Source organism: Rossellomorea marisflavi (genome assembly GCF_001274775.1).
Classification (GTDB): Bacteria; Bacillota; Bacilli; order Bacillales; family Bacillaceae_B; genus Rossellomorea; species Rossellomorea marisflavi.
In genome coordinates this window covers 484939-511172 of record NZ_LGUE01000005.1, presented here as the reverse complement: position 1 = coordinate 511172, position 26234 = coordinate 484939, and the positions used below count along the sequence as shown (strand labels likewise).

Sequence of the window (26234 nt, the reverse complement as noted above, 5' to 3'; positions counted from 1 at the left end):
AATAGCTCTTTAAAAATAAATCTAGAATTAACGTTGACGTGTTTGTCTTGTTTTGTTCAGTTTTCAAGGTTCAAATGAATTGTAAGCGCTTCGTTTCTCTCTGAAACGACCACTTAAATGTAACATATACCGTCGATTCATGTCAACTTCTTTTTTGTAAAATCCGTTGCGCATCAGCGACATGTATTAATATATCACGCTGTAATTATTATTGCAATATATTTTTTATCTTTTTTTATATATTATTCTTTTTTTATAGAGCGCCTCATATACATGATTCCATACTGCATTGAAAGGGGCTGCTTCACTTATGCTACTTCTACCTATTGGACAGGCCGTATCCTTCATCATGGCTGTCTACCTGTTCTCGTATTCTTATATCCAAGCACTGAAGATCAGTGAAAGCGCAGGCATCAAAATCGGTTCCGCGCTTACATTCATCTTCTCCTCCACGATGGCAGTCATATTCTCGGGACTGACGTACACCTTTTCATAAAGCATCGGAGTCAAATGGATAGTAGAAGACCTTCTTCCACGTACCCTTCACCCCCGATGATGATCGTCTCTTCTTTAACGATTTCAGGATTGTAGGAATAATAGAACGTCTTAGATGCATTCTCCCTCAAGACCCAGATGAACATATCGTGACAACCAAGAGCCTTGAGGGAGGAGATGCTCCGCGAGAATAACTCCCTTCCGATCCCCTTCCCTTGGAAATCCCTTACTAGATAAATGGCATACAGTTCCCCATCATACTCCCCGCTTCTTTCCTTGCCCACAGATGCAAAACCGACAACCACTCCGTCTTTCGTCGTGGAAACCATTGTATGATGGTCTTCCGACAGGATCCGTTCCCACTTCAGCTTCTTCTCTTCTATTGACAAGGAATCCAGATATCTGTCTGACACGATTTCCTTATAGGTCGATCTCCAGCTTTCCACATGCACTCTGGCGATGCTCTCTGCATCAGCAAGGCACGCCTTTCTATAAAGGAACTCCACTGCTCTCCTCCACCTTCCTCAACTCTTTCAGTGCTTTTTTCAGTTTCCGTTCTTCCAACAAGAAAATCGTTACGCCCAAAAGGATGATTCCTGCACCCACGACCTGGGTGAGTAAGATTTTCTCGGATAAAAGCCAATAAGCCAAAATCGCTGCACCGACCGGCTCAAATAAGATCGCCATGGAGATTGTCGAGGTACTGAGCCATTTCAGTGACCAGTTGAACAATGAATGCCCAAGGAGCGTAGGGATGATAGCCAGTAGCAAGAAGTACAGCCATTCTTCTCCTGCGTACGGATAAAACGATTCACCCTTGATCAGAGAATAAATAAATAGGACGGCTGCACTCATGGCGTACACGATATACGTATACGTCATGAGGGAAAGGCGTTTCCTGATGGTTTGGCCGAACAGAAGATACCCTGTCACCAAGGCACACGCCACCAGTGCGAGAAGATCACCCCACAGGGCAGTCCCACTTACCTTGAAGTCCCCCCAACTGATTACAACACTGCCTGATACTGCAAGTATGGCGGAGATCACTGATTTCCCCGTAAGCTTTTCACCGAAGAAGAGATACGCTCCCAAAAAGGCAAAGAGTGGCTGGAGGGTCACAAGGACGGTTGAGCTCGCCACAGATGTATAGTTGAGGGATTCGAACCATAGGATGAAGTGAAAAGCAAGGAAGCCGCCGGCGAGAAGGCAAAGGCCCCAGTCCTTCACGGTAATAAGTTTCAATTCTTTCACATAGTGTAGGAGAAAAAACGGTGTCATGAGCAGGACGGTGAAGAAAAGTCGATAAAATGCCAGCACCCCTGCAGGAGCCGCCGAGAACTTGACGATGATGGCGGAAGTGGATACGGAAATGACACCGATCGCAAGTAGTAGATATGGATTGATTTTTGCTTCTGACATAAGTTGGAGCACCCCTGAACTTGAAATCGATATTTTCCTCATTTTATTACTTCGTTCATGAAAAAACTATATCTTTTTATCAAATGGAGGGGGAAAGATGACGCCGATTGACACCACCCTGCTATTAAAATTGGGCATTTCCGCTATACTCGGATTGATCATAGGGCTTGAAAGGGAACTGAAACGGAAGCCTGTAGGATTGAAAACATCGCTCGTCATCTGCATCGTCAGCTGCCTCCTGACGATCGTTTCCATCGAGGCGGCCTATGTATCCCCTAAATCCGATCACGTGAACATCACCATGGATCCCCTTCGACTGGCTGCACAGATTGTATCAGGAATCGGTTTCCTTGGCGCAGGCGTCATCCTCAGGAAAGGGAATGACAGCATTTCCGGTCTGACGACAGCCGCCATGATCTGGGGAGCCGCCGGCATCGGCATCGCCGTCGGGGCCGGTTTTTACTGGGAAGCAACCGTGGGAGTCATCTTATTGATTTTTTCAGTAGAGGTGATCCCGGTCATCATCACGTATCTCGGGCCAAGGCGTTTGAGGGAAAAAGAGCTGTCCTTAAAGGCAACCATTGAACAAAAGAAAGAAATCAAGTCCATCATCGAACAGATAAAATCGGAAGAAATCACGATTGAAAACATCCGGATCAAGGATTTAAAAAATGATCTTCATCTACTTGAGTTGAAGATCATCGTCGACTTCCGAAAAAAAACCGTAGATATTTATTATACGATTTCTGACATCCCGGGCATCATCGATGTAGAAATCGAAAGTCTTTGAATCATTTTTTCATCAGGCGTACCTGATCGATGCCCTCCCGGGAAACCAACCCCTGCATTACGTTGTGAATGGGATCCTCACCAATTGAATAAATCATGAAGGAGCAGGAGATAAGACCAGCCCCTTGTTCAACGTCCAGCTCGGCAACCTCCAGTCCATGTTCTTGCATAAAATCAATGACGGCAGATAATTCATCTGCCTGCATCCGGATGGTTAACGTATACCACCGTTTTTTCCTGAGTTTACCCCTATAATACTGTTCAGCCCTCGTGAGGAAGAACAGGGTGAGGACGATGATCGCCGTTGTAAATATCGCTTCGTAGTGCATCCCGATCCCCACGACAAGCCCGAGACCGGCAACCACCCATATGCTGGCGGCTGTCGTGAGTCCCCGGACGGTCACACCCCGGTGCACAAGGATGGTCCCCGCCCCGAGAAAACCGATACCTGAAATCACATAGGACGGTATCCTGCTCGGATCAAATCCGTTCAGCTCCGGATGCTCATCGAGGAATGGCTGAAACCCATAGATGGAGAGCAACATGAGTAGACAAGAACCGACCCCCACAAGTATATGGGTCCTGAGACCGGCAGGATGATTCTTCGATTCCCGTTCCAAGCCGATCAACCCGCTCAGCAGTACGATGAGGAAGATCCGCTTGATGACAATCATGAATTCCGGGGATAACGGCGGAAGACCTATATACTCCACCTGCCTCCCTCCTTCCGAAGATTTCTTATTTATACCTTTAACCAACCGTTCCGATTCTAAAACAGGACATCATTGAAAATAAAAAAAGAACCAGGCGCATCAACGCCTGGTTCTTACGTTTTATTTCACTGGTTTCTTCAGAAGCCCTACCATGATCGCTGTGATCACCGAACCGATCAATACGGCCAGCAGGTATAGGAATGCATTCCCTTCGACGACCGGGAAGACGAAGATTCCTCCGTGAGGGGCAGGAAGCCCGATGTGGAATACCATCGTCAAAGCACCGGCTACAGCCGATCCGACCACAGCGGACGGGATGACCCTGAGGGGATCTGCTGCCGCAAACGGGATTGCTCCTTCTGTAATGAATGAAGCACCCATGAAGTACGCAGGAATCCCTGCTTTCCGTTCGTTTTCATTGAACTTGCTTTTAAAGAAAGTTGTCGCAAGGGCGAGACCAAGTGGCGGAACCATACCTCCGGCCATGATGGCTGCATGTGGAGCAAGATTTCCACCTTCGATCATGGCAATACCGAATGTGAAAGCCGCTTTGTTGATCGGACCACCCATATCGACTGCCATCATACCACCAAGGATGAGTCCGAGGAAGATAAGGTTTCCTGTACCAAGACCCTCAAGCCAGCTCTGTAGCCAAGTGTTGACTGCACTCAGTGGTTCCACAAGGAACTGAAGCATAATGAAGCCTGTGATGAATATAGCGAACAACGGATAGATCAGAACGGGTTTGATCCCTTCCAGAGCCTGCGGGAAGTTCTTGGTAGCGCGTTTGATTCCAAGAGTGACATACCCAGCAAGGAATCCGGCGATGAGACCGCCAAGGAATCCACTGTCCCCGGTTGCTGCAATCAGACCACCGACCATACCAGGGGCAAAACCAGGACGATCTGCGATACTGGAAGCGATGAACCCGGCAAGGACAGGAATCATCAGGAAGAACGCATTGCTTCCACCGATTGTATTGATGATCGCTGCAAATTGGTTATATTCAGAAGAATCAGGATTGGCTGATTGAGGACCGAATAAGAAGGAGATCGCAATGAGGATCCCACCGCCGACAACGAACGGAAGCATATTGGACACACCATTCATCAAATGCTTATAGAATCCTGACTTCCCTTTGCTTTCCTTGGACGTATCTTCTTCCTTGTTGCCCCCACCACTGTAGACGGGTGCATCCTGCTTTTCTGCACGGGAGAGGAGATCCGCCGGTTTCCTGATGGCTTCAGCCACCGGTACCTGGATGACGCGTTTCCCTTTGAAGCGTTCCATCTCAACCTTTGTATCGGCTGCCACGATGATCGCTGGAGCGTTTTCAATTTCCTCCGCGGTAAGGATGTTCTTTGCCCCGCCGGAACCATTTGTCTCGACCTTCACATCGAAACCAAGCTCTTTGGCTTTTGCTTTGAGGGCATCAGCGGCCATATAGGTATGAGCGATACCTGTCGGACAGGCAGTTACCGCAAGGATCTTGCTTGAAGAGGAATCAGACTCTTCAACTGCTTCTTCCTCATCTTCTTGATCATGCGTATTGATGATGGTGATGACTTCATCTTCAGACTGTGCAGATAGCAACGCCTGGCGCACCTCTGGGTCCATCAGGAGGGAAGAAAGACGGCTCAGGGCCTCCAAATGCGTCTGATTGGCACCGTCTGTCGCCGCAATCATGAAGAATAAGTGTGCAGGTGTACCGTCAAGGGACTCATAGTCTAGCCCCTCTACCGACTTCCCGAATGCGATGGCCGGCGACTTTACCGCTGCGGTTTTGGCATGGGGAATGGCAATTCCTTCTCCGATCCCCGTCGTGCTCTGTGCTTCACGATTGAGGATGGCTTTTTTGAATTCCTGCACATCCTGTAGTTTCCCTGCTTTATCTAGAACCGTAACCAATTCATCAATGACTCCTGATTTTGAATCAGAAGATATATTCAACTGGATGGTTTCTTTTGTGAGTAGTTCTGTAATCCTCATGTCCTTACCTCCTATTTCTCCGTAATCGTAATGTTGTTATAGAGTGATTCCACTTTTTCTGCGCTGCATAGCCCGATGGAATAGGCAGTGGCAGATCCTGAAGATGTTCCAAGACGGAAGGCATCCTCGATGCTGTACCCTTTTTTCAACCCTGCAAGGAAGCCCGCCACAGTGGAATCCCCTGCTCCTACCGAGCTCTTCAACTCACCATTCGGAACAGAAGAGACGAATACACGATCTCCCGTGAGCAACAACGCTCCTTTTTCCGCCATCGATACAATGACGTTCCGCGCGCCTTTTTCAAGCAGTTTCCGTCCGTAGTGAATCGCATCGTCTTCGGATTCGATCATTACATCAAACATTTCACCCAATTCATGATGATTCGGCTTGATGAGATAAGGAGCAAGCGGCAGGACTGGTTCGATCAGGTTCTTTTCAGCGTCGATCACGACCTTGGTACCCTGCTCCTGGCACAGAGAGGCAATTCGATGATAGAACGTCTTCGGTACGGATGACGGGATGCTTCCTGCCAGAACAAGGACATCTTCATCAGTCAGAGCTGAAATTTTCCCGAGAAGCTCATCAAGATGACCCTCGCTGATTTCCGGCCCGCTTCCGTTGATTTCTGTTTCATCGTCCGATTTCACTTTTACGTTGATCCGGGAAATTCCGCCCACCTCAACGAAATCAGTACGGATGTCTTCTTGCTGGAGGAATTGCTTGATGTATTCCCCTGTAAAACCGGATGCAAAGCCCAAAGCGGCACTTTCAACACCAAGCGTATGAAGGACGCGGGATACATTGATCCCTTTACCGCCCGGCAGTGCTGCTTCAGTCTCGCTCCTGTTCAAGCCGCCTTTTGTGAAATCGGCAACCTCCATAATGTAATCAACCGAAGGGTTTAATGTCAGTGTATAGATCATGTTGTCACAACCTTTATCGTAGTTTGTTTCATAATGGCGGTATCTTGCTCTTCATCAAGAGCATTCGTGATGACCATTGCTTTATCTATATCAACAATCTTACTGAATGAAATTTCTCCGAATTTGGAATCATCCGTCAGGAACATGGCTTCCCTTGCTAATTCAATTGCTACGCGTTTCACCTGAGCTTCCTCCGGATCAGGGGTCGTGAACCCGTATTGGGCGTGGATGCCGTTTGCCCCCATGAACGCTTTATCGAATCGGTAATGCTTAAGGGATTCGACAGCCCCGCTTCCGATCATGGCCTTGGTGGTTTGTTTGACCATTCCTCCTACCAGGTAGGTTTTGAATCCTTTTTGCAAAAGAAGATCAACATGGGTCAATCCGTTTGTGACCACCACGATATCCATCTGTGGAAGATAATCTATCAAACTCAGCGTAGAGGTTCCGGCATCAAGGAAGATGCAATCTCCATCTTCGATGAGACTGGCGGCGTATTGACCGATCAATCGTTTCTCATGAAGGTTTTTGGAAGATTTTTCAGATACACTAAGTTCTTTCAGTTTCCCTTGAAGTCTCGATGCTCCGCCGTGTACCCGCTTTAGGAATTTCTCCTGCTCAAGTTGCGTCAGGTCGCGTCGGATGGTTGATTCTGAAGCGTCTGTCATATCGACGATTTCATGGATTTTGATCGTTTCCTTATCTTTTAACAGGTCAAGGATGATGCGGTGCCTTTCGTCGGTCAACATGTTTTCTCCTACTTTCTAATCACTTTGCATTCTTTATTATAATGATAACGTTTGCAGAAATCAATCATTTTCTTTCATAAATGAGCACATTCTTTCAAAACGATCATTACTTATCATCAGAAAACATGTTTTAGAATTTAACGGAGGTATTAATGGGAGTGGTTCGTTTCATTTCGCTGCGGGAGCTCGCTTTCCGCGGGGCGTGCGGTAAGCCGCTTCGGCGTTGCCTGCAGGGTCTTACCTGCACGCCTTTCCGCAGGAGTCGAGCCCCCTTCGCTTCATTCCACTTTGTGGTTTTTGATGGGTGAAGGGCATCTCTTCATTGGTTGGGGTGATTATGCTCATCTTGGTTTGATCAAGTTTTCCACTGAACAAGTGTTTGCAGGTCGCTTCGCTGCCTGCAAGTGCCTTCCTACATGCTTTTCCGCTGGGGTCGGGCTCCCTTCGCTTCATTCCACTCTGTTGTTTTTGATGGGTGAAGGGCATCTCTTCATTGGTTGGGGTGATCCTGGTTCTCTTGGTTTGATCAATTTTTCTACTGAATGAGTGTTTGCAGGTCGTTTGGCGCTGCCTGCAAGTGCCTTCCTGCATGCTTTTTCGCTGGAGTCGAGCTCCCTTCGCTTCATTTCACTCTGTAGTATTTCACTGGTGACAGCTTACATTCTTATTACCATGGAAGAATCAGGTTTATATGATAGGTTTTCCTTTCATCTCATATTTTCTTGTTTGGAATACAAAAAAACTGCCTGGTGATCCTAATGGATCATCCAGGCAGTTCGTTGGTTATTGTTCTGTTTGAGCCGAGTCTGATTCTTGGGTGCTTTTCGGATTCGGGTTGTTGTAGTTATAGTCTGAACGGTCGATTGGTTTGAAGCCATCCGGCGTGTAGAATCTCAAGAGGTCTTCATAGACCACTTTGTCTGAGAGTTCCAGACGTTTGTTTGCTTCTTTGCTTGCTTCATCACAGCCTTTGGCGTCTGCCTCATCGACTGGTTCACCCGTTTCATTGTTGTAGCATACTCCTTTGATGTCTGAATACTTATCCGTGATCACATCACCGTTACGGAACGGTACGATTTCTTTGTGCTCTTTGGATAGCATATCCTGACCGAAGCTCATATAATCCGTCGTGTCGATTCCAAGAAGATGGAATACGGTCGGACGTACGTCGATCTGTCCACTGTACGTATGGTTGACTCCACCTTCAGCTCCTGAATTCAGGATCAGAAGTGGGACACGTTGCAGCTGGGCATTATCGAAATCGGTGATCTCTTCTTTGCCAAGGACTTCAGCCATGGCTTTGTTATGGTTCTCAGAAATACCATAGTGGTCACCGTAAAGGACGATCATGGTGTCGTCATAGAGACCATTTTCTTTCAGATCATTGACGAAGTCTTCAAGCGCTTCATCCATATAGTGTGCCGTTTGGAAGTATCGGTTCACGACACCATCTTTAGTATCTCCCTGACCAAAATCGGTATCTTCCTCATGACGGTCGAACGGGAAGTGATTCGATAGTGAGATGAACTTGCTGTAGAATGGCTGCTTCATCGACTTGAGCAACGGGATGGACTCTTCGAAGAACGGCTTATCCTTCAATCCATATGGAAGTTGTTCTTCCGGTTTGCTCATATCGTAATAAGTGGCGTCAAAGAATTGATCATATCCCATTGAGCGATACATTTCAGAACGGTTCCAGAACGTTTTGTAGTTCCCGTGGAAGACCGCTGAAGAGTATCCTTCCCCTTTAAGGATGGCCGGCGATGACTGATACGTATTATTCGCATGCGTCATGAATACGGCACCTTGTGGAAGTGGGTACAAGGAGTTTTCCATGATGAATTCCGCATCTGATGTTTTCCCTTGACCTGTTTGATGGAAGAGGTTATCGAAGTAGATGGCCTCTTTGTCATCGATCAGGGAATTCAGGAACGGCGTGATTTCTTCTCCGTTAAGGTCTCTGTCGATCACGAAGGATTGCAGTGACTCCATGGAGATGTAGATCACGTTCTTGCCTTTTGCCTTACCGAAATATTCCGGATTCGGGTCTGCTTTGTTCGCTTTCACATAGTTCTCGACCTCGGACACTTCGTTGCTGTCAGCCAGTGCGCGTTTTGCAGAGGTCTTCGAGTTTTGGATCACGTCATAGATCGTGAAGTTGTTCATACCAAGATATTTCACAAGGTAGTTACGGTCGAAGCTTCTGGTCAATAGCTCAGGACGGTCGATGTTGGCAAGACCGAGGTTCAACAGGAAGATCAAAACTGCTGATGTCATAAGTGCCATGACAGAGCGGAAACGCAGTTTTTCCTGTACTTTCACTTTCTTGAAGAGCATTAGACCGATAATGATGAAGAAATCCAGGAAGTAAAGGATATCCCATGGTCTGAGCAGCTCAAGGGCTGAGCTTCCAAGTCCGTTGTTCGTCTTCGCTTGAAGGAGAACCGGTACTGTAATGAAGTCATTGAAGAATCGGTAATAAACGACGTTTGCATAAAGCAGGAACGACATCAGGAAGTTGATGACGAGGAACGCCGCGTTGCGTCCTTTTCCTTTCCAGAAGAGCGCGATCGCGAAGAACAGGAGCGCCGAACTCAACGGATTGAGGAACAGCAGGAAATGCTGCATGGCATTCTGGATGCCCAGTTCAAACTCAGATACATATACGGCATAGGTCTTGACCCAGAATAATCCTACGACAATGAAAAAGAACGTAAGCTTACCTGTGCGGAGATCCTCAAACTGTGTTTTAAAGAAATTTTTAACGAAGTTCATATTTCATCACCTTTTTCAAGTCAACCTGGGTTGGACTTGTATTTTTCGGTTCAAGACCGATTGGATTTATGAAGAGTGTTGCATGAATGTAAAGACCAATTGAATCAACAGAATGTATTATAACAAAAATCATTTTCCTTTGTATAACAATTTAATGTAATTCGTCTCAAAAATGTTTCAAGGGGATTCGACAATCTGTCACATTTGAGGGGGAAAGCTTGTGATGATACACTTCCTTACTATCTGCAATATGGACGGTGCTAATCAAGGTGCAACAATGTACTAGATCTGCTACAAATATCCATTGAGCGAATTGTCATCAGAAGAGGTATTTCCCCCATTTTACAAAGCCCAAACAATTTTTACATGAGAAAAATATACCAAACTCATTATATGTGCCAAGGATCATAATAGGACAAATCGGAAAGAGATGAGGCACTGCTTGGCCCCATCTCCCCTTTATACCTGCGTGAATTGCTTCAATAAGAATTTCTCGACAACTTCTGCGACTCCGTCTTCCATGTTCGACGGGGCCACATAATCTGCTACCTCTTTAATATCATCAGGTGCATTGCCCATGGCGACACCAAGGCCGGCAAACTCCAGCATTGTCAGGTCATTATAACTGTCCCCGACTGCGATCACCTCTTCAGCTGTGATCCCCATCGTGTTGATCAGCCTATCCAGGCTCGCCCCTTTTGTGACTCCCGGCTCGGTCAGTTCAAGGAAGAACGGCTTCGATCTCATGGCGCTGAGCTCTCCGTCAAGCTCCTCCTGCAGTTGCTTCTCCACTTCCGCCAACCTCTCTGCATCCTTCAGCATCAGGGCTTTAACGGCAGGGCGATCGACGGCCTCCTTGAAGCTTGGGACGATCTTCACAGGGAGTCCGGTAAGTTTGGCTTCAATATCGGCAAACTCATTTTCCTCTTCGACGATGATGGCATCATCCATATAGGTAAGGATGCCCACATCTTCCCGCTTGCTGATGTCATAAAGGCGGTGAAGCGATTCTGTTGAAAGAGTCCTGCTATACAGTTCCTCCCCTGTTTCACAGTTGATGACCTTGGATCCGTTGAATGAAAGGATATAGCTGCCATAGCGGGCCAACTCAAGTTCCTCCGCCACCCACTTCATACCATAAGTGGGACGTCCTGAAGCAAGGACCACCTTCACGCCTTCCTGCTGTGCCAGCAAGAGGGCTTCTTTTGTGCGCGGGGAAATGGACTGGTCGTCCCTTAAGAGAGTGTCATCCAAATCGAGAACAATCATTTTGTATGTCATATGATGAACTTCCTTTCACTAGTTGCTAAAGATTGTAGTAGTGTAACACGATTCATGCATGGTGAGAAGACACCTTATCGCCGATTCATTTCGATCCGGTATTTGTAGCTGTCCCCTCGATAGATCGACCAGACAAGCTCGAACGGCCTTCCGTCCTCGAGATGGGTCACACGCTGAATCAAGAGGACAGGCTGCCCCTCTTCCATCATGAGATGCTGTGCATCCTCATCCGTCACAAGGGCCGCTTCCACGGTTTGCGTCCCATGACTAATCCTCATCTGACGATTTTCTTCTATATAATGATATAACGATTTTTCGAATATCTTTTGATCAAGCTCCGGGAAAAGGCTCACTGGGTTATAGCTTGTTTCAACAGCGAGCGGCTCTTGATCGGCAAGACGGATCCTTTTCAGCTTGTAGACGGGATCGCCCGGCGAAATGGCGAGCGCTTCTGCCACCTGATCCCCGGCTTTCACCTGTTCAAAATAAAGAAGCTTGCTACCGGAAGACAGTCCGCGCCGCTCCATGTCTTCACTGAAGCTCGTCAAGCCTTGAAGATTCTGTTCGAACTTACGGTGGGAAACAAATGTACCGCGGCCCTTTTCCCTGAAGAGGATGTTCTTGTTCACCAGATTGGTCAGGGCTTGCCGCACCGTCATCCTGCTGATCCTGAACTCTTCAGAAAGCTCCCTCTCGGAGGGCATGATGTCGCCGGGCTTCCACTCCCCGGATTCGATCTGTTGTTTGAGGTATTCCTCCAGTTGGTAATATAAAGGAAGAGGCGATTGTTTATTGATCATCGATCTTCTCCTTCCGGTCCATTCGTTTCCCTTATCGTAGCACATTTGGGATGTATAGACCACTTCTTCTTATTCATACAGGCATTTAATGTCTTCACCAAAACCAAACTGGTATAGACATCTATACTTTTTGTTGTATAATGAGAATAACAACGCAACAAAGGAGCGGATACGCATGAACAGCACACCCATCATTTTGCTAGGGGGCACCATCTATGGGGAAGACGGTGTCATTCAAGGAGGCTATTTGAAGATCGAGGACGGATTGATCTCCTCCATGGGCAGGAAAGAAGAACTGCCTTCGTTGGAAGGCTGCGAAGTGGTCCAGGTGCCTGCGGATCATTCCATCATCCCCGGCATGATCGATGTTCATATACACGGAGCAAACGGCGCCGATACGATGGACGGGACGAAGGAAAGCCTTGACGTCATGGCAGCCGTCCTCCCTGCAGAGGGGACGACCAGCTTCCTCGCCACCACGATCACGGAAAAGAAAGCAGCCATCGACGTTGCCTTGAAAAATGTACGTGACTATATGGAAGGTCATCAGCATGCCGGACAGGCAGAAATCCTCGGTATCCATCTGGAAGGACCATTCATCAACCCCGGGCGCGCAGGTGCCCAACCCGCGAAGAGCATCTTGACCCCGGACCTTGATGTATTCATGGAGTGGGAGCGATTGTCCGGTGGAACCATCAAGCTCGTCACACTCGCCCCTGAACTCGATGGAGACCACGCCCTGATTTCCTACCTGCATAGCAGGGGGATCGTCGCCTCGGCGGGACATACGAGTGCAACCTATGAACAAATGGAGAATGCCATCGATGCGGGTCTCTCCCACGTGACTCACCTCTTCAATCAGATGAGCGGGCTGCATCACCGGGAACCCGGTGTCGTCGGAGCCGCTTTTGCCCGCCCGGAACTGATGGTCGAACTGATTGCCGACGGTGTACACGTAAAACCCGAAGTCGTCAACATTGCTTACCGACAGGTGACGGATGAGCGCTTCATCCTCATTACCGACTCCATGAGGGCAAAATGCCTGAAAAATGGACAATACGACCTTGGTGGACAGATGGTCACAGTAAAAGATGGAGTGGCCTTGCTCGATCCGGATACCCTTGCAGGAAGCGTACTGAAAATGGATCACGCCTTCACGAACGTTCAAGACTTCACGGGGGCCGGTATTGTAAATGCCATCAGGATGGCCTCTGAAAATCCAGCAAGGCAGCTTGGTGTCTTCGACCGCAAAGGAAGCCTGAAGACCGGCAAAGATGCAGACATCGTGATGATGGATGCATCACAGAAGATCACAGCGACCTACTGCAAAGGAACACTCGCATATGAAAGGAAGGAGGATTCCCATGAAACTGATTGAAGTGAAGGATTACGACGAAATGAGCCAGCGGGCAGCAGACTGTATCATCGAGAAGATCCACTCAACCAAAAAACCCGTCCTTGGCCTGGCAACCGGCGGAACACCGAAAGGACTATATGAAGCCCTGATCCATGACCATGAACAGAACGGAACAAGCTATGGGAATGTGACCAGTTTCAATCTTGATGAATACATCGGCCTCCCTAAAGAGGATCCGAACAGCTATTATCACTACATGGAGTCGAATCTGTTCAATCATATCGATATCCCGGAAGAAGCCGTTCATTTGCCCTCCGGTACGAAAGAAGATCTTGAAGAAGAATGCAAGGACTATGACGCCATGATCGAAAAGACGGGTGGAATTGACCTCCAGCTTCTTGGCATCGGGGAAAACGGGCATATCGGATTCAATGAACCAGGAACGTCATTTGCTTCAGGGACACATATCGTGGACCTTGCCCAATCTACCAGGGAGGCCAATGCCCGCTACTTCGACTCCCTCGAGGAAGTGCCTAAACGCGCCATCACGATGGGGATCGCCACGATCATGAAAAGCCGGGAGATCGTGCTCCTGGTTTCAGGCAAGGCGAAGCAGGAAGCGATGAAACGATTATTTGAAGGAGACATCACGGAGGACTTTCCCGCATCCATCCTCAATCAACACCCGCACGTTACGGTCATTGCAGATGAAGAAGCCCTCGGGTTGGTCCATCAGCTGAAAGCCATCGGTCAAAAATGAAGAAGAGGCATCCTGGGCGACGGATGCCTCTTTCTTATACACTTTTGATGAGGTAATGGTGGGACGAAAGCGTGGAAAATCCTACCCTTCTCGTACATCCCTATGGCTGGTGCATTGCTTTTGAACGCTTATGCCCAAAAATGCATGAATTTCACATTATACTGCGAATGGAATATTTATCTTAAAACGGCGATTAAATTTTTTCATTTTTGTATTGCAATCTTTCCACTCTGACGTTATACTATAAAAGTATCCTCAGTGAGGACATACGCCATACATATTCTTCATGGGGCATTAGCTCAGCTGGGAGAGCGCTACGCTGGCAGCGTAGAGGTCAGGGGTTCGAGCCCCCTATGCTCCATACTTACAAAAAGATGAACCCGGTGGGTTCATCTTTTTTCTTTGACGCACTGCATTCATCCCTTTTGTGGATGGATTCTTCCTCCTTCTTCGGCCAGCCACTTACCGGTGACCCAATTGGCTTCGAGAGCATCCGCATAGTATACATCCACTCGTAATCCTATTCCTTTCCACGGACTTCTTACATTCACCGAGCGGAAATGGGTTTCAAGCCCCGGAATCGAATAACCTTTAGGCCCAGGCAGCAGCTTCTCCACTTTCGCTCGTCCCGCCGAAGTTCTAAGGGCCAATTGAATGACGGGTTCCCTGGCTTCTTCATCGTATACCCACTCGAACTTAGGACCCCTTGGTGAATGGTATTCCATCTGACCACTTTGAAACTCCAGATCAGTCGTCGGAAGAATGAATGGCCACTCCTGACCTGAATAGCGATAGAGTGCCGTCCCCTTTGAGAGGTCTTGCTTTAGCCCTTCCCATTGCTGTGGAGGAAGCATGTTGACGGGGAGATTGACCCCAATATGATCAATACCACTCACGATATCTCCTAAAAGGTCTTTCACTTCCTCTATCGTCAGAGTCCCGTCATCCACAGTGGATGCAGGTCTATTTATTGATGGCGAACAACGGTCACCCATAGATGTTTCGATGGGAATTCCTGCGTTCCTGTATGAGAACGGCTCCAATTCCTCACCCTCCAACCATATTCCCGGCCTGTCCACTTCAGCTCTTCTCAGCATGAGCGCAGGCTTTGCCCCCATCGGCGTTACGCTGAATTGAATTCCCTCTTTTCCCTCTACTCCGAGTCCCTTAAAAAATCCGTACAACTGTTGCGATTCCCTGCATTTCTCCGGAAGAACCAGATTCACCCTGTTTACTCTCACACTCAACACCCTTTCTACGATCAGTATGAGCCATCGGAGAAGGATGCTCCGGTCAATTTGGGTCGGGTTCTGACAGGACCATGGATTGCCTTGTACACGCTTCACTAAGAGCGTTCCCTCATGGTGTATTGTCGATCATACGGGGTTGATTCATTGGAATGCCCTTATAAAACTTTCCCTTTTCACATACACAACGCCCTGATCCGAACAGTCCCCTCCTCCCTTCGCACCATTCTATCAACCCTCCATGCTTAATGACCGCATAAAAAATGCCCAAGTCCGTTTAGATGAAAGGCCTTTGGGCTTGACTACATGGTTTATGCCGGGAGGTAACAGGTCCCATCTCTTCCCCGACCTATCCCCTCTTTCTTCTATTAAACTTGAGCTCCTTTTAAAACCTGATCATGCCATGATAAACAAAGATCGATCAGTCGGGCTACAAAGGATATGATGGTCTTGATAAAAGCTATGATAAAAAGGATATAGATGCCGATATATACATAATCATCTGTTGAGAGGGCCGCTTGGTCAAGATTGACGGGACTGGTGAAAACCTCTTGATGAAGGACAAAGAGTAGGGTCAGCTGCATGATAGGAGCAAAGATCCTTACTCCTTTCTTCCTCACCATGATGGCAACGAGCTGATCGATGATCCCCACTGCTACACAACTCATGATCAAAACCGAAGCACGGTCACTCATCCCTTCGAGGAACGACTTAGCACTGACTTCTCCACCGTTATTGTAGATCGCAATGAAGATGGTCCCATACTTTTGGAACTGATATATGAGTGTAATGAGTAACCCTGTCAATACGAACGCAACAATCACATGGCTTTTCGAGCTTCGTACGGAACCTTGTTTCCTATTGATCCACATCAGGTTATTGATGTCCCTCTTCTTATCATAAAGCTTCAGGGAGAGCCATATTACTATCAAACCTGGAAAGAATGAGAGTACGGTCAGCTTACCAAAGTAGACGAATGGAAATATGAAAATATCCACCTTGAATAGACTGGTTACCAAACCGAACCCCACCATGATGGAGCACAGGATGAGGCTGTAGCGAATGAAATAATCTTTGAACCTTCTTTTTTTCGTATCGTCCTCTGTCCGGGGTTCATATTTTCCTTTAGATGTACTCATGGCATACTCCTTTTAGCAGTAGATTTTCAAAATCCGGGACTCCTCGGGGTTTATCATTCGGTAGGTCACTTCTATAAGCGTCTTCTAACGGTCTCCTTTATAGGTAATTGGTTTGGTATCAGATCTCACTTCTCTAAAACAAAAAACACATTTTACCATTTTTTCGTTATCAAAAGTATAAAAAAGCATCCTTCAGATGTAAATCCCATCTATCCAAAACAGACCTTTTGACCCATTATAAAGTAACTGATGGCTTTTAAAACGTATGTAGCGGTCGCATTGGTTCCGTTGACATAAATATGAACAAGTAGGGGCTCTTAACTTCCTATCATAAGAAAGCCGTCCACGTTTCATGAAAGAACTGGATTCTATCCGCGAAGGAAATTCTCACATAAAACAAAACCCAACCATAAAACGGTATCGTCTATGGCTGGGTTCATTGCCTATCCGGTTTGCTGGTTCCATTGGATTTAAGCGACTGGCTTTGTCCGATCACTGACTCCAACCAATTAACCTCGGTTTCTTGTAGCTATCTCTCTAATTCAAAAGTTGAACGCTCCTGATCTAATGGGCTTCGATCATCCTCCATCTCGCTGCTTGAATGACCCCCACTCCATCAAGCTCGACTTCATTGCTCATGGGATCTTCCGAAGGACGAAGCGATCGTCCACTGTTGATGGCGTTGAAGCTGTATGAACCATCTCCATGCGGGGTCAGCCTCCACTGCTGATTTTTGTATCCAAAGTAGTCCCATAGCTGAACCGCATCACCCTTCGAACTCCCCGATGCGTCAAGTGCTTTGCCGGTGTCTGTAGTCGTCACCTTATAGCCTCCTTCAGGGAGAGCGTGAAAATCCCATAGTTGAAGAGGGTGACCCATCACCACCTTGGACCCGTTCTGTGCTGAAGGATTAGTGGATAGTCCACGGCTACCTTCCTGGATGGCATAGGTGTCTAGGCTATCCACAATCGTTTCTCCAATGAGCTTGCCACCTTTGCTTTTTGCCGTGATGATGCTGCGACCGCTCCCCTTCATCGTAATCTCCGCCTCTCCTTTTTTCGTTTCCTTCACCACGACCGCTTCCTGATTGGAAGACGACCAAGAGATGGCGGATTTAGAGGTTGATCTGACTGACAGGGTATGGGATTCACCTTTCCGCAAAGCTATGCGGTCATGATGCATCTGCAAATGGTCTTCACCGCCTTCTTTCCACACATTTTTCAAAGGATGCACATCGAACTGATGGACCTTCACCTTCCCGCTTTTGACCAGGAGGCTCATTCCGTCACTCGCCCCATCAGGGAAGATGAGGTTCGAGAAGGCAACCTCCCCGTCCCCTGCAAATACCTCCACGGAAGACTCATCCACAAACATCCGCAGCTTCAGACGTCCATCGACGGGATCAAGCTCCGCTTCATGCCTTTTGGAAAATTTATCGGAGAAGTCGATCTCTCCGGATTTGGAGCGATCGAAGTAGATCTTCCCTTCTGACCGGTTAAAGCCAATCATTGTCTCTTGCTCACGGGATTTTCTTAGTCCGATTTCAAAGGCTGTATCTTCCCCGATCATCTCCAGATCGGCTACGATTTCATACGCAATCCCGGTTTCTTGGCTGAGCGGATCTTCGGAATCAGGGGTCAAGGTGATCCCCCCGAAGGTTTTGGTGCCGCCCCTCAATTCCTTTAGTTCATCCACTGCACTTTGCACCATCCTGACATCACCTGAAGCGTTTGTTTTCAAACTCCATTCACGAGGAAGGCTCATCTGCCCGTTCCACGGGGAGGTCGGGTAGGCGAACGGATAATCCCAATTGCTCATCCATCCCATGGAAATCCGGCGACCGTCTTCGTCAGGAATATCCGAGAAAGACATCGTCGCATACATCTCCTTCCCGAATTCCTGTTTCAGCACCGTTCCTGCCGGATGATCGCTTACGAATTTCTCCCCATCGAATGAACCGATGAAATACTCTGTATCGGACCCTTCCGTTTTGGGATTCGCCCCCATGCTGATGGAAAGGACCCACTTTTGATTGTCTTCATCACCATCCACAGGCAGCTTGAAGAAATCGGGGCACTCCCAAACCCCTCCTCTAACATAGTCACCGTATCCAAATGACTCGATCATTTCCCACTCAAGAAGATTCTTCGAGGTAAAGAACCTGATGTGGTCCCCACCGGAGATGACCATGACCCATTGATCCCTGTCTTCATCCCGAACCACTTTCGGATCCCGGAAGTCCCAACCGGCACTACCATAAAACTCTCCGATGTTCGGAATGATCGGATTGCCATCATAGAACTGCCAGGTTCTCCCCTTGTCCCTGCTATAGGCCATCCCGACTTTCTGATCCCCATTTGGTTTTGAGGGATTGAAAGACGTATAGTATGCGATCATTCCAGATCCCTCCACAGGGAATAGTCCAGAAGAATTATCGTGATCGATCACAGCAGATCCGCTCCAAGCGTGCCCCATCTCATTCCAGGGGATGGCGATGGGCAGCCTCTTCCAATGGACCAGATCGGTGCTCACGGCATGCGCCCACTTCCCCCCGTCCTGATGAAATAGATGATACTCCCCCTCGTAATACACGAGTCCGTTGGGGTCACTCGCATACCCCCTTGCTTGGGTATAGTGATAGTGTGGACGATAAAGCTCGTTGAAATAGTCTTCATGCGGCGTTGCATACACATTCTGAAAGATGGCGCTGCCGTTATAGGTGTTCAAACCGAATCTCCCTCCGGAATAGGCAGTATCAGTCACGTCGATCACCGGTTCGTCGTATCCATCCACATAGACTTTGATGGAGGATCCGACAGCGTGGAGCTCGACGTGGTGGGTCGCGCCAGGAGAAAGGTCACGCTCCATCTCCCCGATGGTGCGATCCCCTTCCAGATCAAGTAGTCGAACCCGCCCAAGGTTCGGATCGATCTGGAACATATATCCAGAAACACCGTCGCTGCGGAAGAAGAATCCAGCCGTCCCGTAGGGGGTATCCTCATGGATGGTCACGTCCCCTTCCAAGATGAAATCATCCCCTTCGGTGGTGGACATGCGGAAGGCATTGTCTTCTCCATCACTCCTTCCCATCACCCCCTGCAGGTGCGAAAGCCACTCTCCCCGGTCCGAAGTCCATCCTTCAAGATTGCCCTCCAGCCCGCTCACCCGTACATCCTGTAAGACGGTACCCTTGTCTGCCATGATACCCAGGTACCCTTCAGCCGGATCCACGTTTTCTTCGGTCAGGAGCGGTTCCTCCCCTTCCTGCCAGAATACCTTCACCTTCTCACCTTCATCCACGATCTTGATGTGGTAGAGGGTATCTTCCTGAATCCTGGCCGATACCGATTGCAGGGTCTTACCACCCTTACTATCCTTCAACCGGATCTGATCCCCCTTTCCGTCGACCTCTATCTTCCATCCTGTCGTTCCCCTTGCGTCACCCCTGAAGATCAGTGATGCCGACGAGTCGGGTTGATTCAGATGCAGCCTGGCCTCAAATGCCACACCCCCCGCCTTCGTCGCAGACATAAGGGGTTGACCTCCCCTTTCTGATTCCAGACCATCCTTCGTCAGCTTCCAGCCCTCCACCTCCACACCATCGAGGTTCGAACGCCACTCGTTCACGGTTGCCTGTCGGAAAAGACCTTTCCCTTTAGCAACAAGGAATCCGTAATGTCCCATGATGGTACCGGTCTTCACTCTGTCCATTATCTGTCGGCCATCCACCCAAAGACTTGTGGTTCCCCGATCGGTTCTCAGCATGATGGAATAGTCCTTTTTAGACTCGAGCGTGTGCCTCACCTTTTTCAAAACCCTTTCCTTACTCCTTGATAAGAGGGAGATCTCATTTTTCTTCACATCGAATTGAACCTCAAATCCTCCCCCTCCCCGCTCATCTGTACCAAGGAGGAAAGAGGAAAGCTCTTCCGCGGTGATGGTGGATTCATACTCTGCATATCCTCCCCGCTTATCCACTGACACCAAGAGGGCCGGGGATTTTTTGATCGCTTCACCCTTCATTTTCCCTTCCTTCTCCTGCTTCCATTTCCCCGACAGCTGGGTATAGCCGAAAATGGCATTACCACCCTTTGCGGCGTAACCATTTATTCCGGAATACGTCCATAATGAGCACAGCATCAGAATGACCCCCATCCATTTAAATCTGTTCATCATCATTCTCCCTCCCATTTATTAAAGCGCTTACATTTAACACTTTATCAAACAGAAGTCTGATCGGATTCTACTCCTATCGGAACATGACGTTTAATTTTTTCCGATAAAAAACGTCCCGGCTATGCTTCCGGGGCGTTTCATACCTTTTAAGCCGAGCTGCAGCTTGAAGCGCTTTTACTTCAGCATCCCTAATGAGGACAACTGTAGCTAACAGGGGACAGTCTTCATTCCGGCATAGATTCTCCTCCCAGCTTTTGGCCATGAACACCTCCCCCTGACTCAGTACTTTTTTCGTCAGATCTGTGGCCCTCTCCCTTTCGTGGGCTAACGAAGCGATGGCGATGGCCGGCTCCACTTCCATAAGCCATGTATTGCCCGTAATGGTTACCGGGAAAATTTTTATACCAGTATACTTGCTCACTACGTCAAAGACCAAAAATCAGAATAAGGAAAAGCCTTTCCCTTCCCCCTTGATGTTCTTCGATAAGCAGCCTGAATGATTTACTCGGGAGAACAAGAAGGCGACTATGAGAACGATACCGACGCGCTCGATCATCTGTGGAATGAGGTGGATCATGCTCCCCCTCATTTCAGTCATTTATGTGTCTCTATTTTGGATCATCCTCCACTCCCCCCTACCATGGGAAAATAAAATCCTACACACTACTCACTTGGAAATCCTCGCTGGGACCAGTAATAGGTTTGTGTATCAAGAAATAAGTTTATCAAGTTCGAGTGCATCAGCTGTTTTACGCTTACGTGGAGAAATGGAAACAAGCATCCCAGCAAAAATCAAGATGATCCCTGCCGACTGAATTCGGTCCGGGCGGAAACCCGACAGTAGGATATCAAGCAAAATGGCGACAGCAGGATCAATAAAAACCATGAGGGAAATGGTCCTGGCTGTCAGATGGCGTAGACTTTGAAAGAATAGCAGGTACACAAAGCCGGTATGCACCACCCCTGTTAAGATCGAGTAGCCCCATTGTTCGTAACTCAGAGAGAAGAAAGCTGAATAGTCAACGAAAGGCAGAAGAATGAGGAGCCCTATTATCATCTGCAGTAAGGTGACAGCATACAAGCTCGATTTCGTCACACCTTTGCCGAGCAGCATGGTGACAGCGTAAAAAAGCGCCGCCATCATTCCGTAGGCAATCCCTTCCCCATCCAAAAGGGAAAAGCCGCCTGCTTTCAGACCCATGATGCAGATTGTACCAATAAAACTAAGCGCAATAGCAAATACCGTCCGCGACTGCCACCTCTCCCTGAATAAGAATCTTCCTGCAATCAGGACGAACAGAGGGGCAAGATGATACAGGGAGATGGCAATCGTTACGGATGTTTTTTCAAAAGACGCGAAGAGACAGAGCCAGTTTAATAGATTTGCTACGGCACATAACAAGATCATTCCGACTTCTCTCCAGTCATAACTCCCTATCCTTCTCTCCCTTTTGAATAGCCAGATAACAAACAGGAACAGGGCTGCGCATAGAAGGCGGACGGCAATCAATTCTATGTATGGCAATCCGGTAAGTTTCGAGAAAAATCCGACCGAACCAAAAATGGCCATTGCCAAAGCGAAACGGAGCAATGAAACTTGATGCATTGGGCTTCCTCTTTTCTACGGGTGTGCCGGTAGCCCATCCCTTTTTAGAATGTTGTTCCACATATGCTCAGGGATGACAAGTCTATGCCGATCATTCCTGGGGAGAAAGGTATTGATGTCACTTTCGCGTCCATTCTGGACCTTTTCCATCCAGTCAGGCTCCATCAGGATTTCCCTCCCCAATCCGAACAGCGGAATTCCTTTTTTAATGATAGTGAGGGCTTCAGCAGGTGTATGGATGGAACCTAATGTGAGAAAGCTTGTTCTTTCTCCAATAACATCACGGAAAATTTCGGTCCTGGTCATCTTCATATTCGATCCACTTCTCGGCATGGACCATACATTCTTAACGGAAAGATGGAGGTACGTTAATCCTTTATCTGCCAATGCATCTACCAGATCGACGGTATTGTCCATTTTCAAGCCCGATTTTTCCGGTTCTTCAGGGGAGAAACGGTACCCAATGATGAATTCTTCCCCTGCATACAGGTCACGCACCCGCTTGATTTCATCGATGACTGCATCTGCAAACCTCATCCGCTTCAATTGTGTCCCACCCCAGTGATCGGTTCGATGATTGGAAAATGGGGAGAAGAACTGCTGAATCAAATATCCGTTGGCTCCATGGATTTCCACGCCGTCGAAACCAGCCCGGATGGCGATATGAGCAGCTTGTCCAAAATTCCTGATCGTCTCCAGGATTTCCTCGTGCGTCATCTCTCTGGGATGATATTCCCATCCACATCTTTCATACACTGTTGCTGTTACACCGCTTGGGCTTACGAGGCGTTCCCCATGGGTATACCCCGGAAGACTTTCGCTCCCACCGTGATGTAATTGAAGGATCGCCTTAGCTCCCTTCTCCTTGATAATGGTAGAAAGCTTCGTTAGACCATCGATTGCTTCCTCCCCATATGCTTTCATCTGTCGGGGAAAGCTTGTGGCGACGGGGGAAATGGCGGCTGCAGCCGTGATGAACATCCCTGCCCCCCCAGCCCTTCTACCGTAATAAGCAAACTCTTCATCTGACACTCTGCCATCCTCACACCCTGAATAGGTCGTCATGGGAGCGATTACAAGCCTGTTCTTAAGGATTGCATTGGGTGAAAGCACATATGGTGTCATCAATTCAAGATACTGATTGTCCAATTTCATCCATCTCCTATCTGGTTTTTGTTCTATTAATAGTGTATTCTTCTAATTAACATAAGGGAAATGAATGTTAATCATCTTTATCATTAGAGTTTCTAATACATAACATAATAAGGAGCGTGCTCACTTGAATTCATTTCAACTCATGGTGCTATTAAAAGTAATAGATAACGGAAACTTCACTAGGACAGGGGAACAGATAGGCTTAACCCAGTCCGGCGTCAGCCATACCATCACAGCGCTGGAAAATGAACTGGGCATCACATTATTAAACAGGGGGCGCAATGGTTCTTCACTTACGGCTGAAGGGCAAACCGTTATTGCCCATATGCGGGAAATTGCCGGCCACATGGAACAGATTGAACAAAAGGTGGCTGCCCTTAATGGATTGACCATTGGGAGGCTGTCAATCGGAAGCTTTCCCAGTTTCTCTGCACGGTATATCCCCACTTTGCTTGCGCTATTCAAGGAACAATTCCCAACAATTGATGTCCACCTTTATGAAGGAGGGTACGAAGACATCCACAAGTGGGTCCAAGATGGGACGGTCGACCTCGGATTCACCGCCCTTCCTGTTCAAAAAGTGGATTTCACCCCTTTGCAGGAAGATCCCCTCTATGTTGTGATCCCAAAAGGACATCCTTTTTTTGAGAGGGACACAGTCCACGTAGAAGAGATCACCAGCCAACCGTTCATCATGCTACGCTCGGGATGCGAAACACTTATCGAGGAAACATTTAAACAACATGCTGTATCCCCATCCATCTCGTATGATATCAAGGACAATCAGACCGTCATTTCAATGGTGTCCAAGAATCTTGGCATTAGCATCATGCCCAATCTTGCACTTCCTGAGGAATCGATGGACCTCTCCTATGCATCCCTTGAACCGAAATTGGTAAGAAACATCGGTTACATTACAAGGAAGGGCAAAGCCCCTTCTCCTCTAGCGTTGGAGTTCATGAGCATAATCGATCATTGTTTTCCTGATCATTAACGTCTTTTAAAAGACGGTTAAACGTATGGATTAAGAAAGCTACAGGAATCATGCACCCGTCTATCTCTACAAGAGTGGACTCTCGGGCGCATCTCAATATTCCTCTATCGATAGATCAAAAGGATTAAAGATCCATCATTTGGGTATATGGTAAATGTTTCATAATCAGTTTGTCGAGATACATTCCTTGTATCCATTTGCTATCCCACGGATGTCATGCATCTTGAAAGCTGAGAACCACACTCTTCCATTGCGAATGCAGTAACATTGAGACTCTGTTAACCTGAGATCAAGGAATGCTATGAGGGAGAATGATATGCTATTGACTAAAGAAAAACCCAAGAAATTAATTAGATTCATTTTGCTATTTTTCCCAATTCTCATGGGTGCTATGGGCACCATCACCTTAGTTGTACTTGTAACATGGTTGATCCCGCCCAAAGACCTCCTATCCCAACTTCCTGCCATTATTCTTATCGCTATTGTCATTTATGTCCCCTGCATCATCTCCCTCTTGGTCCGTTACTCCTTCTTCAAGAAGGAGGAGGGCTCCTGAGGATTGAGGAGGCATCTGCTTGACGATTCATTTCCATCATGAAACCGTAGCACTAAGAAAAGGTTGTAACACATCGATTCAGAAATTGAAATCAGGAGGAAACCTATGAATAGTAAGCGGATGCTGGTGGTTATCCTCTCCACATTAATCACAGTTGGATGCAGTCAGCAAACAACCGAACACGTCAAAAAAGAAGAACCAAAAGAAGTCAGCCTCGACCCCACCAAGCTGCTTCCCATCGGCACGGTGGTCAAGCTTTCAAACATGGATAAATCGGTGATGATCTACGGCTACAATCAAATTCAAGTAAGTACAAAAAATCAATTTGACTATAGAGGGGTTCCATATCCCGAAGGCAATATATCTGCTGACTATAATGTGTTTTTCAACCGCAATCTGATTGAAGAGGTCGTACATAACGGCTACGTCACGGATGAGGATAAAAAGATCTGGGAAGAAGCCGATCGTGAGGGGAAAGCGGACTAGCTATACCTAGTATCCTCATGAACTGAAACCTACTAGAAAAGGAGAATGGAGGCCATCCCCATTCTCCTTTTCTATTTCCATGTATAGCCCCCACCTGTCAGGTTAGCGGCTCAAATTCAAACCGGTCCACGACGATCTCCATTCCATCAGCAGGAGCTTTTCCGTCCATGAGCCACAGATTGATGCCCACTTTTTCTTCCCTGCTGTCCGGGATGTCCCCTGTGAACTCCCAATCCTGGATCTTGAACCACTCAAGGGGTGACGGCAGATCGGTGTAATGTCCGTGCAGGGACATGAACCGTATGCTACGGGGCGTCCACTTGAACGTGTGGGTCGAGCAATTTCCGTTCAATTTCATGGGGAACGAGTGGAGATGTCCCGGTATTGAATAGGGCTGGACCACATACTGCGCGTTGTGCCCTCCGGGATTTCCCCATCTGGCAAACTCTATGTCGATCTCACGATGGTGATACTCAGGCGAGCTTCCATCATAGGTGAATAATCCAAGTACGCCGTTCAGGTCCATGCTGTCCGGTCTTCCTTCAAGCCAAAACCGGTACGTCCCATACCCCAGTGTCTCGCTCAGCGTCACCTCGGCACATCTCCATGTGTTCTTGTGTTTCGTGATTCGTAAATGAAGACGGCCATCCCGGTCCACCCATGCATTTTCCGCGGCGAAGTAATTCGGCCCAGGTCCCGTCTTCCTGGCACCGCTCTTCACGATCCACTCATATCCGCTCCACTGTAACGTCTTTTTAGTCAACTGTAGTCCTCCTTCTTACATTCCTTACTCGTATCGTATGAAGGAGCTCCTTGATCCGAAGG

The 26234-nt window shown here is 47.8% G+C and carries 24 protein-coding genes and 1 tRNA gene; 7 read left to right on the top strand and 18 right to left on the bottom strand.

The features are described 5' to 3' along the window. The first annotated feature begins 310 nt into the window (after positions 1 to 310). Positions 311 to 496, top strand: a complete 186-nt coding sequence (locus AF331_RS17760) for a hypothetical protein (protein WP_053429376.1) — start codon at positions 311 to 313, stop codon at positions 494 to 496. A 10-nt stretch (positions 497 to 506) separates the two neighbouring features. Here the strand turns inward: AF331_RS17760 and AF331_RS17755 are convergent, their stop codons facing one another. Continuing rightward, entirely contained in the window at positions 507 to 1001 is a 495-nt protein-coding gene (locus AF331_RS17755) for a GNAT family N-acetyltransferase (protein WP_053429375.1), read from the bottom strand. After that, entirely contained in the window at positions 985 to 1914 is a 930-nt protein-coding gene (locus tag AF331_RS17750; protein WP_053429374.1) for a DMT family transporter, read from the bottom strand. Before AF331_RS17750 ends, AF331_RS17755 begins: the two co-directional genes overlap by 17 nt. A gap of 97 nt (positions 1915 to 2011) precedes the next feature. On the opposite strand from AF331_RS17750, the gene AF331_RS17745 reads away from it, so the two are divergent. Beyond that, positions 2012 to 2704, top strand: a complete 693-nt coding sequence (locus AF331_RS17745) for an MgtC/SapB family protein (RefSeq protein ID WP_053429373.1) — start codon at positions 2012 to 2014, stop codon at positions 2702 to 2704. Position 2705: 1 nt separating this feature from the next. On the opposite strand, the gene AF331_RS17740 is transcribed toward AF331_RS17745, so the two are convergent. The 8 genes from AF331_RS17740 to AF331_RS17705 all read right to left on the bottom strand — a co-directional run bounded on the left by AF331_RS17740 (position 2706) and on the right by AF331_RS17705 (position 11933). Continuing rightward, on the bottom strand, positions 2706 to 3416 hold the full coding sequence (locus AF331_RS17740) for an MgtC/SapB family protein (RefSeq protein ID WP_053429372.1): 711 nt from the start codon (positions 3414 to 3416) through the stop codon (positions 2706 to 2708). Between the two features lie 120 nt (positions 3417 to 3536). Then, positions 3537 to 5405, bottom strand: a complete 1869-nt coding sequence (locus AF331_RS17735; protein ID WP_053429371.1) for a PTS fructose transporter subunit IIABC — start codon at positions 5403 to 5405, stop codon at positions 3537 to 3539. 11 nt (positions 5406 to 5416) lie between these two features. Continuing rightward, on the bottom strand, positions 5417 to 6328 hold the full coding sequence (gene pfkB, locus AF331_RS17730; protein WP_053429370.1) for a 1-phosphofructokinase: 912 nt from the start codon (positions 6326 to 6328) through the stop codon (positions 5417 to 5419). After that, positions 6325 to 7077 carry a DeoR/GlpR family DNA-binding transcription regulator gene (locus AF331_RS17725; protein ID WP_053429369.1) on the bottom strand — a complete coding sequence of 251 codons (753 nt, stop codon included), beginning with the start codon at positions 7075 to 7077 and terminating at the stop codon, positions 6325 to 6327. The genes pfkB and AF331_RS17725 overlap by 4 nt, the downstream gene beginning before the upstream one ends. A 237-nt stretch (positions 7078 to 7314) precedes the next feature. Then, positions 7315 to 7668, bottom strand: coding sequence for a hypothetical protein (locus tag AF331_RS22575; protein ID WP_053429368.1), 354 nt, complete (start codon positions 7666 to 7668; stop codon positions 7315 to 7317). A 192-nt stretch (positions 7669 to 7860) separates the two neighbouring features. Further along, positions 7861 to 9852, bottom strand: coding sequence for an LTA synthase family protein (locus tag AF331_RS17715; RefSeq protein ID WP_053429367.1), 1992 nt, complete (start codon positions 9850 to 9852; stop codon positions 7861 to 7863). Positions 9853 to 10311: 459 nt separating this feature from the next. Next, positions 10312 to 11133 (bottom strand): Cof-type HAD-IIB family hydrolase, encoded by an 822-nt coding sequence (locus AF331_RS17710; RefSeq protein WP_053429366.1) that lies wholly within the window; start codon positions 11131 to 11133, stop codon positions 10312 to 10314. Between the two features lie 74 nt (positions 11134 to 11207). Then, complete coding sequence (locus tag AF331_RS17705) at positions 11208 to 11933, bottom strand: GntR family transcriptional regulator (RefSeq protein ID WP_053429365.1); 726 nt, start codon at positions 11931 to 11933, stop codon at positions 11208 to 11210. A gap of 175 nt (positions 11934 to 12108) precedes the next feature. On the opposite strand from AF331_RS17705, the gene nagA reads away from it, so the two are divergent. The 3 genes from nagA (at position 12109) to AF331_RS17690 (ending at position 14411) form a co-directional block, all read left to right on the top strand. Continuing rightward, positions 12109 to 13311 (top strand): N-acetylglucosamine-6-phosphate deacetylase, encoded by a 1203-nt coding sequence (nagA, locus tag AF331_RS17700; RefSeq protein ID WP_053429364.1) that lies wholly within the window; start codon positions 12109 to 12111, stop codon positions 13309 to 13311. Then, complete coding sequence (gene nagB / locus AF331_RS17695; RefSeq protein ID WP_053429363.1) at positions 13298 to 14050, top strand: glucosamine-6-phosphate deaminase; 753 nt, start codon at positions 13298 to 13300, stop codon at positions 14048 to 14050. The genes nagA and nagB overlap by 14 nt, the downstream gene beginning before the upstream one ends. Before the next feature lie 288 nt (positions 14051 to 14338). Further along, positions 14339 to 14411: transfer RNA gene (locus tag AF331_RS17690), tRNA-Ala, on the top strand. Positions 14412 to 14466: 55 nt separating this feature from the next. Here the strand turns inward: AF331_RS17690 and AF331_RS17685 are convergent. From AF331_RS17685 to AF331_RS17660, 7 genes are all read right to left on the bottom strand, one after another. After that, the gene (locus tag AF331_RS17685) at positions 14467 to 15396 is read right to left on the bottom strand and encodes a hypothetical protein (RefSeq protein ID WP_053429362.1); all 930 of its coding nucleotides are present in this window, start codon (positions 15394 to 15396) and stop codon (positions 14467 to 14469) included. 269 nt (positions 15397 to 15665) lie between these two features. Further along, positions 15666 to 16436, bottom strand: coding sequence for a hypothetical protein (locus AF331_RS17680; protein WP_053429361.1), 771 nt, complete (start codon positions 16434 to 16436; stop codon positions 15666 to 15668). A 564-nt stretch (positions 16437 to 17000) separates the two neighbouring features. Next, positions 17001 to 20612: a GH32 C-terminal domain-containing protein gene (locus tag AF331_RS17675; protein ID WP_053429360.1), complete on the bottom strand. Its 3612-nt coding sequence runs from the start codon at positions 20610 to 20612 to the stop codon at positions 17001 to 17003. 73 nt (positions 20613 to 20685) lie between these two features. Next, the gene (locus tag AF331_RS22570; protein ID WP_053429359.1) at positions 20686 to 21048 is read right to left on the bottom strand and encodes a hypothetical protein; all 363 of its coding nucleotides are present in this window, start codon (positions 21046 to 21048) and stop codon (positions 20686 to 20688) included. Between the two features lie 3 nt (positions 21049 to 21051). Then, positions 21052 to 21210 (bottom strand): hypothetical protein, encoded by a 159-nt coding sequence (locus AF331_RS22565; RefSeq protein ID WP_160316582.1) that lies wholly within the window; start codon positions 21208 to 21210, stop codon positions 21052 to 21054. 111 nt (positions 21211 to 21321) lie between these two features. Continuing rightward, a complete protein-coding gene (locus AF331_RS17665) occupies positions 21322 to 22218 on the bottom strand; it encodes a DMT family transporter (protein WP_053429358.1) in 897 nt (298 codons plus the stop codon). Between the two features lie 15 nt (positions 22219 to 22233). Beyond that, positions 22234 to 23367 carry an NADH-dependent flavin oxidoreductase gene (locus AF331_RS17660; protein WP_235576428.1) on the bottom strand — a complete coding sequence of 378 codons (1134 nt, stop codon included), beginning with the start codon at positions 23365 to 23367 and terminating at the stop codon, positions 22234 to 22236. Positions 23368 to 23497: 130 nt separating this feature from the next. Between AF331_RS17660 and AF331_RS17655 the strand changes: the two genes are divergently transcribed. Both AF331_RS17655 and AF331_RS22015 read left to right on the top strand, forming a co-directional pair. Then, positions 23498 to 24367 carry a LysR family transcriptional regulator gene (locus AF331_RS17655; protein ID WP_053429357.1) on the top strand — a complete coding sequence of 290 codons (870 nt, stop codon included), beginning with the start codon at positions 23498 to 23500 and terminating at the stop codon, positions 24365 to 24367. 661 nt (positions 24368 to 25028) lie between these two features. After that, on the top strand, positions 25029 to 25409 hold the full coding sequence (locus AF331_RS22015; RefSeq protein WP_235576427.1) for a DUF4176 domain-containing protein: 381 nt from the start codon (positions 25029 to 25031) through the stop codon (positions 25407 to 25409). Between the two features lie 97 nt (positions 25410 to 25506). Here AF331_RS22015 and AF331_RS17640 read toward each other — a convergent pair whose 3' ends face one another. Then, positions 25507 to 26172, bottom strand: a complete 666-nt coding sequence (locus AF331_RS17640; RefSeq protein WP_053429355.1) for a glycoside hydrolase family 16 protein — start codon at positions 26170 to 26172, stop codon at positions 25507 to 25509. Positions 26173 to 26234 lie beyond the last annotated feature (62 nt).